Genomic DNA, 14,878 nt, shown 5'->3' on the forward strand with positions numbered 1-14,878 from the left:
AGCGGACCCTCCGGGTTCGCTGAGGCACACGAGGCAGGTGGGTGGTGGGTCGGTCAGTAGGTGAGGCCGTGACCGAAGGGGTAGAGCACCGTGCTCGGCGCGCCCTTGGCCGGGATGTCGACGGGGAGCTTGCCGGTCGGTGCGACGGCGCCGGAGATGACGCGGGCGACCGCCTCGATCGCGACCGGGCTGTAGGAGTAGGTCGCGAGGTAGGTGGCGGTGCCGGGCAGGTAGGCGATGTCGTAGGGGTCGCGCGTCGCGACGACGATCACCGGGATGCCGGTGTCCTGCAGGGCCTTGACGAGCTTCTGCTGGCCGGCGCGCTTGTCCGTGACGTTGGTGTCCCAGGCCTTCATCGTGGTGACGACGACGGCGTCCTTGCCCTGCGCCGAGGCGACGGCGGAGGCGATCTGGGCGTCGGTGGGCGAGGTGCCGGTCTGGTTGACGCTCGTCGTCGCACCCGCCTTGGTGAGCCCGTCGGCGAGGATCTGGGTCGTCGTCACGCCGTAGCCCGTGACGAGCACCTTCTTGCCGCTCGTGGCCATCGGGAGGACGCCGGCGTCGTTCTTGAGCAGGGTCGTCGTGCGGTTGGTGATGGCGTCGGCGGTCGCGAGGTGCTCGCTCGTGCCGACGACGGAGCCGAGGGCGGCGACGTCGACCATGGGCTTCGCGATGACGCCGCGCTCGACCTTGAGCTCGAGCACGCGGCGGACCTTGGCGTCGAGCTCCTGCTTGCTGATCCGGCCGCTCTTGACCGCCTCGATGACGGCGCCGTAGGCCTTGTCCATCGCGGGGGTCATGAGGAGCTGGTCGACACCGGCCTCGAGGGCGCGGACCGCGACCTCGGCGTCGCCGTAGAGCTCACGCACGCCCTGCATCTCGAGCGCGTCGGTGATGATGACGCCCTCGTAGCCGAGCTCCTCACGCAGCAGGCCGGTGAGGATCGGCTTGCTCAGCGTCGCCGGGTCACCCGAGTCGTCGAGGGCCGGGAAGGAGAGGTGGGCGGTCATGATCATGTCGATGCCCTGGTCGATCGCGGCCTTGAACGGCGGGGCGTCGAGCTGCTCCCACTGCTCACGGGTGTGCGTGATGACCGGGAACGCGACGTGGCTGTCGGTGGCGGTGTCGCCGTGGCCCGGGAAGTGCTTGGCGCTCGCCGAGACCTTGCCGTCCTCCTGGTAGCCGGCGACCTGCGCGCCGACCATCTCGGCGGCGAGCTCGGGCTTGCTCGAGAACGAGCGGGTGCCGATGACCGGGTTGAGCGGGTTGACGTTGACGTCGGCGACGGGCGCGAAGTTCGTGTTGATGCCCATCGCGCGCAGCTCCTCGCCCGTGATCGCCGCGGCGGTGCGGGCGTCCTGCGCGGAGCGTCCGGCGCCGAGCGCCATCGAGCCGGGGAACTGGGTGGCGGGCGGGCCGATGCGGGTGACGACACCCTGCTCCTGGTCGACCGAGATGCCGAGCGGCACCTTGACCTTGGAGTTCTGGGAGAGGGCGGCCTGCTGCAGACCGTTCGAGAGGCCGGCGATCTGCTGCGGGTTCTTCACGCTGTCGGTCCACGCGAAGTAGATGACACCGCCGAGGTGGTACTTCTGCACCACCTCGGCGGGGGTGGCGACCCCGTAGAGGGGAAGGTTGCGGGCGTCGGGCGTGGTGGCGTCCTGTCCGTAGACCTGCTGGACGAAGAGCTGGCCGACCTTCTCCTCCAGCGTCATCCGGGCGATGGTCGAGGCGACCCAGCCCTGCGGCGCGGGCGGGACGGTGGCCTGCGCAGCGGTGACCGGGACGATGCCCGCTGCGAGGGTCGCGGCGACCGCGGTGGCGATCACGGTGCGGCGGGTGACGGGCGGACGGGACATGACATCTCCGGTTTCTCGGGCTCACGACGATGTGAACGATTCACGCACTGAGTCTTGACAGTGGAACTTAGCCACACGTCCCGACATGCGCAACAGGTACGCACCAGTCACTTCCCGGATTCCTCGACCTCCGGCCCCCGCGGTGAGCGAGCCAGATGTGATCGACCGATGCAGCCGTACGTGGCCGGCTGGCCAACATGTGGCTCGCTCGGCCGCTATACGGAGTCGGTCAGGTGATGGCGCCGCGCAGCACAGCGGCGACCAGCCCACCGACGATCGCGGCGATGACGCCGTGCCACCCCCGCAGCCGACCCGCCCCGTCCCCGACGTAGGTGCCGTCGTCGTCCCTTCGCGCCCCATCCACTGTGGGAGACGGGCGGCGCCACCAGAGCTCGGCGACGGCATACGCGACGACCCCCAGTCCCATGCTGGCGGTCCCGGTGAGGAACCAGAACGGTCGGGTGCCACGGGTCGGCGGCAGGACGACGAGCGAGAAGAGGCCGACAGCGAGAGCGAGGAGAGCTGGGTATGCCGCCCAGTCACGGTTGGGAGGGTAGGTCGCGGACGTGAACGGCCGGGCCCCCGACTCGGTCAGGGCGGTGAACGCATCCCGGTCGCCAACCGTGAAGACCGCCTGCGGCACCCACCGCGTGCGGGTGGCGCCGTCGACCGAGTAGACGATCTGCCGCGGTGGCCAGTCAAGGGGTCGGCCCTCGTTGTCGGCGGCGGGCAGGTCGGCGTCCCAGGAACGGTCCGGAGCAGAGAACCTCATCGGCTCGGACAGCACGTTGGTGGCCACCTGGTAGCCGGTCACTCGGTCCGCCTGCACATCAGCCACGAACTCGTGCGGCCGCACCTCCTGCAGGCTGGACATCCACGAAGGCACCGCCCAGGCCAGCCAGGACGCGACGACGACCGCCGCGAGGACCCGGCGCAGCAGCGGTCGCGCGAGGGCCCCCTCGGGCTCCGCCGCACGCCGCGTCTCCCCCACCCCGACCGTCATGGACTGGATGCTCCCACCCGGGCGGGCCCCGTGCGCGGCAAACGGCATGCCACGCCGACCGTCCGCGCTCACGCCCGCCGCTCCCAGCACCCTTTGCCGCGCACCGTGCCCATGCAGAAGGGCCCCGGCGCGATGCCGGGGCCCTTCACTTGCGGAGGATAGGGGATTCGAACCCCTGAGGGCGTTAACCCAACACGCTTTCCAAGCGTGCGCACTAGGCCACTATGCGAATCCTCCAACGGAGGAGGTTACCCGAGCGCCAGACGCCGACGAAATCCGCTCGTCGCAGCCCCGGCACCGCTCGTCTCGCCGCTCGTCGAACCACTGGTCGCACCCCCTCCGCGACCACGACGATGGGCGCCATGAGCACCGACGCCTACCGCACGGCATACGCGCAGTCCCTCGAGGACCCCGAGACGTTCTGGCGCGCGGCCGCCGAGGGCATCGAATGGGTCACTCCCCCGGGCATCGTCCTCGACGACATCGACGCCATGCTCTATCGCTGGTTCCCCGGCGCCACCCTCAACACCTGCTTCAACGCGCTCGACCGGCACGTGCGCGACGGCCGCGGCGACCAGCCCGCACTCATCCACGACAGTCCCGTGACCGGCACCCAAGAGACCATCACGTATGCCGGCCTGCTGGCTCGCGTGGCGACCTTCGCCGGTGCGCTGGCGAGCCTCGGGGTCGAGAAGGGCGACCGGGTCGTCGTCTACATGCCGATGGTGCCCGAGGCCGTCGTCGCGATGCTCGCGTGCGCCCGGCTCGGCGCGATCCACTCGGTCGTCTTCGGCGGGTTCGCCCCGGCCGAGCTGGCCGCCCGGATCGAGGACGCCCACCCCAAGGTCGTCGTCGCCGCGAGCTGCGGGATCGAGCCGAGCCGCGTCGTCGAGTACAAGCCGATGCTCGACGCCGCCCTCGACCGCAGCAGCCACAAGCCCGAGTCGGTCATCGTCCTCCAGCGCGAGCAGGCCAGGGCCGCCGTCGGCGAGCGCGACACCGAGTGGGAGGAGCTGGACTGGGACGAGCTCGTCGCCGACGCCGAGCCGGCCGAGTGCGTCGAGGTGGCGGCGACCGACCCGCTCTACATCCTCTACACCTCCGGCACGACCGGCCGGCCGAAGGGCATCGTCCGTGACAACGGCGGTCACGCCGTCGCGCTGCGCTGGTCGATGACGAACGTCTACGGCATCGAGCCCGGCGACGTGTGGTTCACGGCGAGCGACGTCGGCTGGGTCGTCGGCCACTCCTACATCGTCTACGCACCCCTGCTTACCGGCGCGACGACGGTCCTCTACGAGGGCAAGCCGGTCGGCACTCCCGATGCGGGCGCGTTCTGGCGAGTCATCGCCGATCACGGGGTCAAGGCCATGTTCACCGCGCCCACGGCATACCGGGCCATCAAGCGCGACGACCCGCGCGGCGAGCTGCTGCGTGAGCACGACGTCTCCACGCTCGAGACCGTCTTCCTCGCGGGCGAGCGGCTCGACCCCGACACCTACGAGTGGGCGAGCTCGACGCTCGGCGTGCCCGTCGTCGACAACTGGTGGCAGACCGAGACCGGGTGGCCGATCGCGGCGAACCCGCGTGGTCTCGAACCGATGCCCATCAAGCCGGGCTCCCCCACCGTCCCCATGCCGGGGTATGCCGTGTCGATCCTCGACGAGACCGGTGCCGAGCTGCCGGCGGGAGAGGAGGGCGCGATCGCGATCCGGCTGCCGCTGCCGCCGGGCACGCTCGCCACGCTGTGGGGTGACGACCAGCGCTACGTCGACGGCTACCTCTCCACCTACCCCGGCTTCTATGCCACCGGCGACGGCGGCTTGGTCGACGAGGACGGCTACCTGTTCGTCATGGGGCGCACCGACGACGTCCTCAACGTCGCGGGCCACCGGCTCTCGACCGGGTCCATCGAGGCGGCGCTCGCCGGGCACCCCGATGTCGCCGAGTGCGCCGTCATCGGCGTCGCCGACGAGCTCAAGGGCCAGCTCCCGCGCGGGCTCGTCGTCCTCAAGGGCGGCGTCGACGGCACGGGCGAGTCCGGCGAGCGCATCCGTCGCGAGCTCGTCCAGCGGGTGCGCGACGAGGTCGGTGCCGTCGCCGCGCTGCGCCAGGTCGACATCGTCACGGCCCTGCCCAAGACACGCTCGGGCAAGATCCTGCGCAAGACGATGCGCGAGATCGCCGACGGCCGCACGCCCACCGTGCCCGGCACCATCGAGGACGCCTCGGTCCTCGACACGCTCGCGCCCGTGCTCCGCCCCGGCGGCTGACGCCGCGAACCGACCAGACGTGGCCAAACCGACCACCCATCACTGGTCCGTTTGCGGCGACCTGCTCGGTTCGCCGACGGCGCGCGAGACGGGTCGGCGCGGGTCACTCCGGCCGACCTAGCCTTGCCGCGTGCAGGGAGTCTTCACGGGGTTCGCGACGATCGGTGTGGTCATCGCCGTCGGCGCCCTCCTCGCCCACCTGCGCATCGTCGACCTCACCGCCCAGCGGGTGCTCTCGCAGGTCGCCTTCTTCGTCGGCTCCCCCGCCCTCATGGTCATGACGCTGAGCCGGGCCGACGTGCACGACGTCCTCTCGGCCAACCTCGTCGCCACCACGGTTGCGGTCCTCGTCCCGGTGGTGATCTATGCCGTCGGCGCCCGGTTCCTCTGGCACCGACGCCTCGGCGACGCGACGATCGGAGCCCTCTCGGCGGCATACGTCAACGCGGGCAACCTGGGGATCCCGGTGGCGAGCTATGTCCTCGGCGACGCCGCGCTCGTCGCGCCGACCCTGCTCCTCCAGCTGCTCGTGCTCCAGCCGATCGCGCTGGCGCTGCTCGACGCCGACGCGCTCGGCCGCTCGCCGTCGGTGCTCCAGCTCGTCACCAGGCCCTTCCGCAACCCGCTCACCGTCGGCTCGCTCATCGGCGTCCTGCTCTCGCTCACCGGCTGGACGCTGCCGGAGTTCGTCGGCAACCCGCTCGAGCTCCTCGGCAACGTCGCGGTCCCGGCGATGCTCATCGCCTACGGCATCGCCCTGCGTCTGGGCCCCGGGCTCGGGGCCGCCGGGTCGGTGTCCGAGCTCGCGACGACCTCGCTCCTCAAGCTCGTGGTCCAGCCCCTCGTCGCGTATGCCGTGGCGCACCTCGCGCTCGGCGTCGACGGTCACGCTCTGCTCGCGGTGGTCGTCACGTCGGCCCTGCCCACGGCGCAGAACATCTTCGTGCACGCCACCCGCTACGACCGGGGGACGGTGCTCGCCCGCGACACGATCCTCATCACGACGATGGGCTCGGTCCCCGTCATCCTGCTCATCGCCGGCCTGCTCGGCTGAGGTGCGCGCGCGATCGGCGCGCGCGACCTATCCTGTGCGAATGCCGGGACCAGTGCTGGACGGGGGGACATCGGCCGACGTCGGGATCCTTCACGAGCACCTGTGGACCGGGGCGACGGTCATCACGGCCGTGCGCACCGTCGCGTCGGCCGCGGTCGCGGCGTGGGGTGCGGTCGAGGGCAGCCTCACCCTCCTCGTCGTCGCGCTCGGCATCTACTGGGTCGGCGACATCCTCGACGGCACGTGGGCCCGGCTGCGCCGCTGCGAGACCCGGATCGGTGCCGTGCTCGACATCTTCTCGGACCGGTTCAACGCCGGCGCGTTCTACGTCGGGCTCGCCTGGCTCCAGCCCGACCTCGCGCCCGCGATCTTCACCTACCTCGCCGAGTTCATGGTCGTCGACACCTTCCTGTCGCTCGCCTTCCTCGCGTGGCCGATCCGCAGCCCCAACTACTTCTACGTCGTCGACCGCACGATCTGGAGGTGGAACTGGTCGAAGCCGGCCAAGGCTGTCAACAGCGCCCTCTTCGCGGTGCTCCTCCTCGCCACCGGCTGGATGTGGGTCGGGCTCGTCATCGCCCTCTGCCTGCTCGCGCTCAAGTGCTGGTCGATGGCGCGGCTGCTCCGGATCGGCCTGCCCGTGCCCGGTCCGGTGCCCACCCATGTGGGCTGAGGTCCTCAGCGTCACCGGCCTCGCCGTCGCCTCCGCCCTCATCCCGCTCATCAACATCGAGGCGGTCGTCGCGCTCACCGTGACTCAGGGCGACGCCCCCGCCTGGGTCGTCGTCCTCGTGTCGTCGCTCGGCCAGATGGCCGGCAAGCTCGTCTGGTACTACGGCGGCCGCGAGCTCGAGCGCTTCCGCTTCGTCGCCCGCCGCATGGAGAAGCCGAGGGCCAAGGCAGCGCTGGAGCGCTGGCGCTGCCGCACCGAGGGCCGACCTTGGTATGCCGCTGGCCTCCTCCTCGTGTCGTCCGCCGTCGGCATCCCTCCGTATGCCGTCATCGCCGTCCTCGCAGGTGCCCTCCGTGTGCCGGTGGTCGTCTTCCTCCTCACCGGGCTCGTGGGCCGGGCTATCCGCTTCGCGGCCGTCATCGGCGGGGCGACGGCGGTCGTCTCCTGGTGGTGACCGGATCACCGCTCCGGTGGCGGCACCGCGGACGCGCTGCTAGGAACGAGGCATGACCCGCCGCGCCCTCCCCGCCGTCGTCCTCGGACTCTCGCTCGCCGTCACCACCACCGTCGCCACCGGTGTCGCCACGGCGGTGCCGACCAGCAGCGCTGTCGCACAAGGGCATCCAAGCGCCCCCGAAGAGTTCGTCGCGCTGCGCGACGTCGACCCGAGCATCGTCCACGAGATCCGCTACACGACGAGCCACAACTTCGTCGGCGAGCGCATCGACGACTACCGCGCTCCCCTGTGCCTGCTCACCCGTCCCGCGGCCGAGGCGCTCTCGCGGGCGCAGGACGTGCTGCGGCCGAAGGGCCTCACCCTCAAGGTCTACGACTGCTACCGGCCGCAGGGAGCCGTCGACCACTTCGTGCGCTGGGCCGAGGACCTCGACGACGAGCAGATGAAGTCGGAGTTCTATCCCCGCGTCGAGAAGTCCCGGCTCTTCGACGACGGCTACATCGCCGCCAAGTCCGGGCACAGCCGCGGCAGCACGGTCGACCTCACCATCCAGCCCATCGATGCCCGCCCCGGGCCGACGCCGCACTCGCCCCACCCCGAGGGCTCGTGCTTCGGCCCCGTCGAGGACCGCGCCCCGGACGCCTCGCTCGACATGGGCACGGCCTTCGACTGCTTCGACGTCCTCTCGCACACCGACAACCCGGCCATCACCGGGGAGGCGAGGGTCAACCGCGACCTCCTCGTCGACGTCCTCGCGGCTGAGGGCTTCACCAACCTGCCCGAGGAGTGGTGGCACTTCACCCACAAGCCGGAGCTCTTCCCGAGCACCTTCTTCGACTTCCCCGTCTCGCGGGCTTCGCTCGTCGCTCGCTGACCACCGCCGCGGCGGACGGGTGAGAATGGGTCGATGATCTCCCTCGAGCTTGCCCGGCGCGTCGTCCACGAGGCCGGGGTGCTCTGGGAGCCCGCACCCGGCGACCGCTTCGTCATCGACGCCGAGCTCCTCACCGGGGACGTCTTCTGGGTCAGCGACCTCACCGTCGAGCCGCAGACCTTCGGCGAGCAGACCGTGCTCGGCTTCAACGGCACGACCGAGTGGGCGCTCGACTCGGTCAGCCTCGACAAGGCGCTCTGGCTGCCCCGCGAGGACCAGCTCCGCGGCCTCCTCGGCGACCGCCTCGAGATGCTGCGGCGCACCGAGGAGGGCTGGGAGGTGGCGTATGCCGGGAGCGACGGCACCCGGCATACGCTCACTGACGCGGACGTCGAGTGCGCCTACGCGAGAGCGCTGCTCACGCTCTAGGCCCGCACCCGGCCGTCCCGGCCGATCGACAGGACCACGCGGTCGTCGTACTCACGGCGCTCGGTGCGCGTGACGCGGTACGTCGGGTCGACGACCGGGAAGACGTGGACGGGCGTCATCGTCATGCGTGCGCCGTCGCGGGTGCGCTCGACCTCGACATGCAGGTGGCCGTAGTGCTTGCCGCCGGAGGTGAGGACCCGCGCCCCGCGCCGGTCCTCCCAGACCTCGGGCTCGTCGCGGTCGGCGGTCCACTGGCGGTAGGGGTTGTAGTCGAGCCGCTCCGAGTCCGGTCCGGCGACGCGCCGCTCCCCGCGCAGGCCATCACCCGCGATGCCCACGTCGTAGTAGTGGACACCCACGCCGTCGCCGTCCTCGTCGACGAAGCTGCGCTCGAAGAGCTCGCTGTGGCCGCAGATGACGGCGGCGACGCCGTAGCACTCGGCGAGCACGTGGTACTGCCGCATCGGCGTCCCGCCCTGGCCCGAGGTGTCCTTGTGGTACATCGGCAGGCCGTGCTCGCCGCTGCTGAACGGCGAGTGGTGCCACTGCATGACGATGATCTGGCCGCGCGATCGGGCGTCTGCCAGCTGCGCCTCGCACCAGCGCCACTGGGTGCTGCCGGGGTTGAAGTCGGAGAGGTCGGTGCCGCCGGCCGCGGCGTACTCGGCGGCCGTGAAGTTGTTCTGGGTGTCGGTGCCCGGGCCGCGGTACTCACGTCCGACGGCTTGGTTGCCCTCGTAGTTCTCGGAGTCGTCGTCCGGCTCGCCGTTGTTGGAGTCGAGGGTGATGACGGTCAGCGGGCCGTAGTCGATGGCGTAGTAGTTGTCGCGGTGCTCGGGCGTCCCGTTGTCGGGGGCGTCGAAGTACGCGTGGTACTTGCCGCGGGAGCGCACGACGATCGAGCGGTCGGCCCTGGAGCCGTAGCCGCCGTTGACGGCGCCACCGAAGCTCTCCCAGTTGCCGAACGCCGTGAGCGCCGGCGTGCGGCCGAGCCGGTCACCCGCCGGGCCGGCGTTGCACCGGAACCACTCGTCCCAGCCCGGCTGGTAGCCGCCGCCCTGCACGAGGTCGCCCGGGAACATCATGAAGTCAGGCTTGCTCGCGTCGACGACGCGCAGGTTGGCGCGGTAGCCCTCGTCCTCGGTGAGCGGGTAGCGCAGGACGCGCGCCCCACCCAGCACGGTGGTGCCGAAGACGCCGTCCCACGTCGACCCGGCCGCGGCGTCGGGCCGCCCCAGCCCGGCGACCTCCCCGGGCGCCCACTCGCGGCGGGTGACCCGACCGCGGGGCTCGGTCTCGTGGTCGGACATCGCGATGAAGGTGACCCGGTCCCAGTCCTGCACGCTCGGCGCCGTCCGGAAGCGGCCCTGGTAGCGGTCTCGGCCCTGGACGACCTCGTAGGTGTAGTGGCTGCCCGGCCGGAGTCCGTCGAGGTCGACGACGTGCTTGACGTTGCCGTCCCGCAGCAGCCACGACCCCTGGGGCAGGCCGGGGATCTCCTCGGCCCGCTCGCTCTCGGTGTAGCCCAGGATCGCCATGGGCTGCGGCGTGCTCGTCACGCGACGGCGCCCGCCGCCCAGTCCGGGCCCGCGAACCGTGAGCGTCCCCGGCACGTCGGCGTAGCTGATCCAGCTGACCGACATCGAGGTGCTCGTCGGGTTCTGGAGATAGGGCAGCACGCGCAGGTCGCGCATCGACCGGGCCGCGGCGGGGCCGGCCTCGCTCGCCCTGCCGGCCTCGGCGGCCGAGGCCGTGGCGCATGACAGCGCGGGTGGCGCGAGCGTGGCGGCGGCGATGCCGCTCAGGACGAGTCGGCGGGACAGGGTCGGGCGGGTCTCAGACATCGTCGTCCTCGGGAATGGAGAAAAGTTCGACGCGACCGGCGGCCTGCGTCACTTTTCACCCTAGAGGAGGGCGCGCGAGCGAGCCAGAGATGAACGAGCGCACGAGCGGCGCAGGACGTGATGAGCGGCGTTGCGATGGCTGCGCCGCCGGTCAGGATCTGCGCCGGTCGCGCGAGCGAGCCAGAGATGGGCGAGCGCACCACCCATCGGTGGTGCGCTCACCAGGATCTGCCTCGCTCGCCTCAGCGCCGCCGCGTGCCGAAGATCGAGCGGGTGATCTCGCGGCCGATGACGGTGCCCGCCGAGCGCAGCGCCGAACGAAAGGCGCTCGACTTCACGACCTGCTCGACGAGGCCCGGGTCCTCCTTGGGCGTCGCGGTCTTCTTCGCGGGCGTCGGTGCCGGCGCCTTCTGCGGCGCCTCGGCGGCGGGGGTCGTCGCCTGGACACGCGCGGCGAGCTTCTCGTAGGCGGACTCGCGGTCGGCGACGGCGGCGTACTTCGACGCGAGGGGCGAAGCGGCGATCGTCGAGTCGAGCAGCGCATCGGGCGAGGGCGCCATGAGCGACTGCGGCGCGCGCATCCGGGTCCACGCGACCGGTGTCGGCGCCCCCTTCTCGGAGAGCACGGTGACCACGGCCTCACCGGTGCCGAGCGAGGTGAGCAGCTTCTCGAGGTCGTAGTCGCTGTGCGGGTAGGTCTTCACCGCCGCCTTGAGCGCCTTGGCGTCGTCGGGGGTGAACGCGCGCAGCGCGTGCTGGACGCGGTTGCCCAGTTGGCCGAGGACGTCGGACGGCACGTCCTTGGGCGACTGGGTGACGAAGAAGACGCCGACGCCCTTGGAGCGGATGAGCCGCACAGTCTGCTCGATCGCCTCCTGGAAGGCCTTGCTCGCGTCGGCGAAGAGCAGGTGCGCCTCGTCGAAGAAGAAGACGAGCTTGGGCTTGTCGACGTCGCCGACCTCGGGCAGGTCGTGGAAGAGGTCGGCGAGCATCCACATGAGGAAGGTCGAGAAGAGCGCCGGGCGGTCCTGCACCCCGGGCAGCTCGAGGCAGGTGACGAGCCCCTTGCCGTCGCTCGAGGTGCGGAGCAGGTCGTTCGTGTCGAAGTTGGGCTCGCCGAAGAAGGCGTCGGCACCCTGGTCCTCGAAGGCGATGAGCTCGCGCAGGATGACGCCAGCGGTCGCGGAGGAGAGCCCGCCGAGGGCCTTGAGCTCGGGCTTGCCCTCGTCGCTCACGAGGTGGCTGATGACGGCCCGCAGGTCCTTGAGGTCGAGGAGGGCGAGGCCGTTCTTGTCGGCGTAGTGGAAGACGAGGCCGAGGCTGGACTCCTGGGTGTCGTTGAGCCCGAGCACCTTGGCGAGCAGCGTCGGGCCGAAGTCGGTGATCGTCGCACGGATCGGCACGCCCTTGCCCTGGCCGCCGAGCGAGAGGAACTCGGTGGGGTAGGCCGTGGCCTGCCAGTCCTGGCCGACGTCCGTCGCTCGCGAGGTCAGCTTGTCGTTGGGCTGTCCGGGGCTGGCCAGACCCGACAGGTCGCCCTTGATGTCGGCGAGGAAGACCGGCACCCCTTGGCCCGAGAGCTGCTCGGCCATGAGCTGGAGTGTCTTGGTCTTGCCCGTGCCGGTGGCGCCGGCGACGAGGCCGTGCCGGTTGAGGACGCCGAGCGGGATCCGCACGGGCGCGTCGGGGTGGGCGGTGTCGTCGATGACCGTCGCGCCGAACTCGAGCGCCGGCCCGTCGAAGGCGTAGCCCGCGCGGATCGCGTCGAGGTGGGGGTTCGCCTCGGCGGGCGCGGCCCCGGCAGCGGGGTCCGGGACGGCCTCGGCGGCGGGCTCCGGGGCGGCCGGCGCAGCGGGCGCAGGGTCCGCCGGAGCGGGGGTGGTGGCGTCGGTGGCGGACTGCTCGGGCGTCGCGTTCTCGGTCACCTTCGGCACTCTAGTGGGGGCGTCGGCCGCGCACGGGTACGAGTGCGAGGGCGAGGCGGGGCCCGACGGAGGGCGAGGCGGGGTGCGACGGAGGGCGTGGCGGGGTAGAGGTGGAGGTGGGCGGACGGCATACGGACTGCTTGCGTCCCGTATGCCGTGCCGCGCCTCTCGACGTGTTGCGACTTCGCGTAGCCGCGAAGTCGCAACACGTCGCGGGAAAGGGGTCAGCGGATGCCGTAGAGGTGCTCGAGAGCGAGCTGGTCGAGGTGCTCGAAGGCCATGCCACGGGCGGCCGCCTCGTCGGGGTCGAACGCCTCGGCGCGCAGTGTGTCGATGCCCTCCCCCTCGGCCAGGGTCGGCTGCGCGAGCTCGTCGAGCCGCGAGGCCCTCAGCGCCTCCTGCACCTCGGGGTCGGCCCGGAAGGCGCGCGACTTCTCCTTGAGCACGAGGTAGTTGCGCATGCAGCCGGCGGCCGAGGCCCAGACGCCGTCCATGTCCTCGGTGCGGGGCGGCTTGAAGTCGAAGTGCCGCGGCCCGTCGTAGCCACCGGTCTCCACGGTGTCGACCGTCCAGAACGCGCCACGTGCGTTGCCCGCACCGAAGCGGAGGTCCTGGTCGTAGCGAGGACCGGTCTGGCCGTTGAGGTCGAGGTGGAAGAGCTTGCCGTGCCAGAGCGCCTGGGCGATGCCGTGCGCGTAGTTGAGCCCGGCCATCTCCTCGTGGCCGACCTCGGGGTTGAGGCCGACGAGCTCGGGGCGCTCGAGCTCGTTGATGAAGGCGAGCGCGTGCCCGATCGTCGGCAGGAGGATGTCGCCGCGCGGCTCGTTGGGCTTGGGCTCGAGCGCGAACCGGAGGTCGTAGCCCTGCTCGACGACGTAGTCCCCCAGGAGGTCGAACGCCTCCTTGTAGCGGTCGAGCGCCGCCCGCACGTCCTTGGCGGCACCGGACTCGGCGCCCTCGCGGCCGCCCCAGGCGACGAAGGTCGTGGCGCCGAGCTCGACGGCGAGGTCGATGTTGTCGGCGACCTTGCGGATGGCGTAGCGGCGGACGTCGCGGTCGTTGTTGGTGAAGCCGCCGTCGCGGAAGACGCCGTGCGAGAAGAGGTTCGTCGTCACCATCGGGACGACGAGCCCGGTCTCCTCGAGCGCCCTGCGGAAGGGCGCGAGCTGCTCGAGCCGCTGCGCCGTCGACGTGCCGAAGTCGGAGATGTCGTCGTCGTGGAAGGTGATGCCCCAGGCGCCGAGGTCGGAGAGCCGGTGCACGGCCTCCACCGGGTCGAGCGGAGGGCGCACCGCGGCACCGAAGACGTCGACGCCCTGCCAACCGACCGTCCAGAAGCCGAACGAGAACTTGTCCTCGCGGGTCGGCGTGAAGTCCGAGCTGCCCGCCCCCGCGCGGGAGTCGACGGCGCTCACTGCTCGTCCTTGCCCGAGCTGAACGCCGCGTCGAACGCCGCCTCCGGCCGGTCGAACGCGAGCCGGCGCACGAAGCCGACCGCCTCGGCAGCACCGACGAGCCGGTCCATGCCGGCGTCCTCCCACTCGACCGAGATGGGCCCGTCGTAGCCGATGGCGCCGAGCGTGCGGAAGCAGTCCTCCCACGGCACGTCGCCGTGGCCGGTCGAGACGAAGTCCCAGCCGCGCCGCGGGTCGGCCCACGGCAGGTGCGAGGAGAGCCTTCCGTTGCGGCCGTTGCCCACTCGCATCCGGACGTCCTTGCAGTCCACGTGGTAGATCCGGTCCTGGAAGTCCCAGATGAAGGCCGCCGGGTCGAGGTCCTGCCACACCATGTGCGACGGGTCCCAGTTGAGGCCGAACGCCTCGCGGTGACCGATGGCCTCGAGCGTGCGCACCGTCGACCAGTGGTCGTAGGCGATCTCGCTCGGGTGCACCTCGTGCGCGAACCGCACACCGACCTCGTCGAAGACGTCGAGGATGGGGTTCCAGCGGTCGGCGAAGTCCTGGTAGCCCGCCTCGATCGTCTCCGCGGACACCGGCGGGAACATCGCGACGTACTTCCAGATGGCCGAACCGGTGAAGCCGATGACGACGTCGACGCCGAGCTTGGCTGCGGCCCGCGCCGTATCCGCCATCCGCTCGGCGGCCCTCTGCCGCACCCCTTCCGGGTCGCCGTCGCCCCACACGGAGGCGGGCAGGATGTCCTGGTGGCGCTGGTCGATCGGGTCATCGCAGACGGCCTGGCCGACGAGGTGGTTCGAGATGGCCCAGACACCGAGCCCGTGGCGCTCGAGGATCTCCCGTCGCCCGGCGACGTAGTCGTCCTCGGCCAGCGCGCGGTCGACCTCGAAGTGGTCGCCCCAGCAGGCGATCTCGAGGCCGTCGTACCCCCACGAGGCGGCCAGACGGCATACCTCCTCGAAGGGAAGGTCGGCCCACTGTCCGGTGAAGAGGGTGATCGGTCGTGCCACGGTGTCCTCCGGTTTCGTCTCTCTCGGCCGGTTCCACGAACGTAGAATCCGGGTCACGT

12 protein-coding genes and 1 tRNA gene are annotated in these 14,878 nt (G+C 71.2%); 6 read left to right on the forward strand and 7 right to left on the reverse strand.

What is annotated here, in order from left to right; translation table 11 throughout:
• Positions 1 to 53: 53 nt before the first annotated feature.
• The 3 genes from ACOJV7_RS05420 to ACOJV7_RS05430 all read right to left on the reverse strand — a co-directional run bounded on the left by ACOJV7_RS05420 (position 54) and on the right by ACOJV7_RS05430 (position 3,099).
• Positions 54 to 1,859, reverse strand: a complete 1,806-nt coding sequence (locus ACOJV7_RS05420; protein ID WP_420189117.1) for a glycoside hydrolase family 3 protein — start codon at positions 1,857 to 1,859, stop codon at positions 54 to 56.
• A 229-nt stretch (positions 1,860 to 2,088) separates the two neighbouring features.
• Positions 2,089 to 2,862, reverse strand: coding sequence for a hypothetical protein (locus tag ACOJV7_RS05425; protein ID WP_420189118.1), 774 nt, complete (start codon positions 2,860 to 2,862; stop codon positions 2,089 to 2,091).
• Positions 2,863 to 3,014: 152 nt separating this feature from the next.
• A tRNA-Ser gene (locus ACOJV7_RS05430) sits at positions 3,015 to 3,099 on the reverse strand.
• Positions 3,100 to 3,224: 125 nt separating this feature from the next.
• On the opposite strand from ACOJV7_RS05430, the gene ACOJV7_RS05435 reads away from it, so the two are divergent.
• The 6 genes from ACOJV7_RS05435 (at position 3,225) to ACOJV7_RS05460 (ending at position 8,622) form a co-directional block, all read left to right on the forward strand.
• On the forward strand, positions 3,225 to 5,135 hold the full coding sequence (locus ACOJV7_RS05435; RefSeq protein ID WP_420189119.1) for a propionyl-CoA synthetase: 1,911 nt from the start codon (positions 3,225 to 3,227) through the stop codon (positions 5,133 to 5,135).
• Between the two features lie 130 nt (positions 5,136 to 5,265).
• The gene (locus ACOJV7_RS05440; protein ID WP_420189120.1) at positions 5,266 to 6,189 is read left to right on the forward strand and encodes an AEC family transporter; all 924 of its coding nucleotides are present in this window, start codon (positions 5,266 to 5,268) and stop codon (positions 6,187 to 6,189) included.
• A 40-nt stretch (positions 6,190 to 6,229) separates the two neighbouring features.
• Complete coding sequence (locus tag ACOJV7_RS05445; protein WP_420189121.1) at positions 6,230 to 6,862, forward strand: CDP-alcohol phosphatidyltransferase family protein; 633 nt, start codon at positions 6,230 to 6,232, stop codon at positions 6,860 to 6,862.
• Positions 6,852 to 7,316: a VTT domain-containing protein gene (locus ACOJV7_RS05450; RefSeq protein WP_420189122.1), complete on the forward strand. Its 465-nt coding sequence runs from the start codon at positions 6,852 to 6,854 to the stop codon at positions 7,314 to 7,316. Before ACOJV7_RS05445 ends, ACOJV7_RS05450 begins: the two co-directional genes overlap by 11 nt.
• A 52-nt stretch (positions 7,317 to 7,368) precedes the next feature.
• Positions 7,369 to 8,193, forward strand: a complete 825-nt coding sequence (locus ACOJV7_RS05455) for a M15 family metallopeptidase (protein ID WP_420189123.1) — start codon at positions 7,369 to 7,371, stop codon at positions 8,191 to 8,193.
• Between the two features lie 33 nt (positions 8,194 to 8,226).
• Entirely contained in the window at positions 8,227 to 8,622 is a 396-nt protein-coding gene (locus tag ACOJV7_RS05460; RefSeq protein WP_420189124.1) for a hypothetical protein, read from the forward strand.
• On the opposite strand, the gene ACOJV7_RS05465 is transcribed toward ACOJV7_RS05460, so the two are convergent.
• The 4 genes from ACOJV7_RS05465 to ACOJV7_RS05480 form a co-directional block, all read right to left on the reverse strand.
• Entirely contained in the window at positions 8,619 to 10,466 is a 1,848-nt protein-coding gene (locus ACOJV7_RS05465) for a metallophosphoesterase family protein (protein ID WP_420189125.1), read from the reverse strand. The two genes, ACOJV7_RS05460 and ACOJV7_RS05465, sit on opposite strands and share 4 nt — an antisense overlap.
• 242 nt (positions 10,467 to 10,708) lie before the next feature.
• Complete coding sequence (locus ACOJV7_RS05470) at positions 10,709 to 12,391, reverse strand: helicase HerA-like domain-containing protein (RefSeq protein WP_420189126.1); 1,683 nt, start codon at positions 12,389 to 12,391, stop codon at positions 10,709 to 10,711.
• A gap of 224 nt (positions 12,392 to 12,615) precedes the next feature.
• On the reverse strand, positions 12,616 to 13,806 hold the full coding sequence (xylA, locus tag ACOJV7_RS05475; RefSeq protein WP_420189127.1) for a xylose isomerase: 1,191 nt from the start codon (positions 13,804 to 13,806) through the stop codon (positions 12,616 to 12,618).
• The gene (locus tag ACOJV7_RS05480; RefSeq protein WP_420189128.1) at positions 13,803 to 14,819 is read right to left on the reverse strand and encodes a sugar phosphate isomerase/epimerase family protein; all 1,017 of its coding nucleotides are present in this window, start codon (positions 14,817 to 14,819) and stop codon (positions 13,803 to 13,805) included. Before ACOJV7_RS05480 ends, xylA begins: the two co-directional genes overlap by 4 nt.
• Positions 14,820 to 14,878: the final 59 nt, after the last annotated feature.

Origin of the sequence: Knoellia tibetensis, from assembly GCF_048606415.1 — a bacterium.
In the GTDB taxonomy this organism is placed as follows: domain Bacteria; phylum Actinomycetota; class Actinomycetes; order Actinomycetales; family Dermatophilaceae; genus Knoellia; species Knoellia tibetensis.

Excerpts from the sequence above, each read along its gene's own strand:
- ACOJV7_RS05455 (WP_420189123.1), top strand. The coding sequence starts at position 7,369 with ATGACCCGCCGCGCCCTCCCCGCCGTCGTCCTCGGACTCTCGCTCGCC.
- ACOJV7_RS05450 (WP_420189122.1), top strand. The coding sequence starts at position 6,852 with ATGTGGGCTGAGGTCCTCAGCGTCACCGGCCTCGCCGTCGCCTCCGCC.
- ACOJV7_RS05435 (WP_420189119.1), top strand. The coding sequence starts at position 3,225 with ATGAGCACCGACGCCTACCGCACGGCATACGCGCAGTCCCTCGAGGAC.
- ACOJV7_RS05460 (WP_420189124.1), top strand. The coding sequence starts at position 8,227 with ATGATCTCCCTCGAGCTTGCCCGGCGCGTCGTCCACGAGGCCGGGGTG.
- ACOJV7_RS05425 (WP_420189118.1), bottom strand. The coding sequence starts at position 2,862 with ATGACGGTCGGGGTGGGGGAGACGCGGCGTGCGGCGGAGCCCGAGGGG.
- ACOJV7_RS05465 (WP_420189125.1), bottom strand. The coding sequence starts at position 10,466 with ATGTCTGAGACCCGCCCGACCCTGTCCCGCCGACTCGTCCTGAGCGGC.
- ACOJV7_RS05445 (WP_420189121.1), top strand. The coding sequence starts at position 6,230 with ATGCCGGGACCAGTGCTGGACGGGGGGACATCGGCCGACGTCGGGATC.
- ACOJV7_RS05420 (WP_420189117.1), bottom strand. The coding sequence starts at position 1,859 with ATGTCCCGTCCGCCCGTCACCCGCCGCACCGTGATCGCCACCGCGGTC.